The organism is Frankia torreyi (assembly GCF_000948395.1).
Lineage (GTDB): Bacteria > Actinomycetota > Actinomycetes > Frankiales > Frankiaceae > Frankia > Frankia torreyi.
Genome location: NZ_JYFN01000147.1, coordinates 1 through 1,284 on the forward strand (window position 1 = coordinate 1; position 1,284 = coordinate 1,284).

General features: G+C 75.9%; 1 protein-coding gene. It reads right to left on the reverse strand.

Features of this window, described 5'->3' with window-relative positions; genetic code table 11:
* Nucleotides 1-112 precede the first annotated feature (112 nt).
* A complete protein-coding gene (locus tag FF36_RS31250) occupies nucleotides 113-1,177 on the reverse strand; it encodes an acyl-CoA dehydrogenase family protein (protein WP_044888814.1) in 1,065 nt (354 codons plus the stop codon).
* Nucleotides 1,178-1,284: the final 107 nt, after the last annotated feature.

Here is a 1,284-nt window from a genome sequence, read left to right on the forward strand (position 1 = left end):
GGCCCACCACTCCACCCCGCGGCAAACCCGACACGGAACAACCAAAAGATCACGGAACTGTCACATCGCACGAACGTGCGAAGGACAGGGCTAGCGGGACGCTCCCGGGCCGTCAGCCGGCGGTGGCGATCAGGCGCTCGCGGTGCTGGCGGGGCGTGCCGCGGACCAGCTCGTCGACCTTGATCCGGCGCAGGAACAGGTGCAGGTCGTGCTCCCAGGTGAAGCCCATGCCGCCGTGGAGCTGCAGCGCCGTGCTGGCCGCGCGGCTGGTCCCCTCGCCGGCCACGGAGCCGGCGACCGCGACGGCGGTGCCGGCGGCGACCAGATCGCCGCTGTCGAGCGCGCGGGCGGCGTCGTGGCCGCAGAGCCGCGCCGCCTCGATGTCGACGGCCATGGTCGCCGCGTGGTGCTTGACCGCCTGGAACGATCCGACCGGCCGGCCGAACTGCTCGCGTTCCTTGACGTACCCGACGGTCATGTCCAGCAGGCGGCCGGCGGCGCCGACCGCGTCCAGGGTGTGGATGATCGCCAGGGCCTGGTCCAGGGTCTCGGCGACGCCCGCGCCGACCCGGGCCCAGTCACCCGCCGGGACGGTGACGCCATGCAGGTCGACGGCGGCGATGTCCCGACTCAGGTCGAGGGTGGTACGGGCGGTACGGGTGGCGCTCGCGGCGGGAACGAGCGCAAGGGCGCGGTCGTCGTCGATGGCGGCGCTGGCCAGGAGCCACGCCGCGCCGAGTCCGCCGACGACGACAGCCGCCCGGCCGGCGAGGGTGAGCGTGCCGTCGGGTCCGGGCGCGCCGCTGATCGCGGCGTCGTCCGGCTCGGCCGCGGCCGGGACCGCGAGCGCCGCGCCCTCGGCCACCGCGTCGGACACGGCCGCCCCGATACCGATCTGGTCGAGCAGCCGGGCGACCAGGGCGGCCTGGCCGAGCGGCAGCGGCGAGCCGGCACGGCCGAGTTCCTCCACGACGACCGCGAGGTCGGCGAAGGTCCCCCCCTCCGCGGGCCGCAGCAGCGAGGTGAGTCCGAGTTCGGCGGCGGCGCGTAAGTCGTGCGCCGAGTAGAGCGCCGCGAGCGCCGCGCCGTCGGCCCGGGCCGCGGCCAGATCGGTGCGTTCCGCGAGCCAGTCGCGGGCGGCGTCGGCCAGGCTTTCCTGTTCGTCGCTGAGAAGCATGTCGCCGGATCCTTCCCCGACCGGTGCGGTCGGGCTCGCGGGTCGTCGGGCTGGCGGGGTGGCGGGCTGGCGGGCTGGCGGGTCGTCGGGCTGGCGGGCTGGCGGGG

Coding starts and splice junctions, on each gene's coding strand:
- FF36_RS31250 (WP_044888814.1), bottom strand. CDS start 1,177: ATGCTTCTCAGCGACGAACAGGAAAGCCTGGCCGACGCCGCCCGCGAC.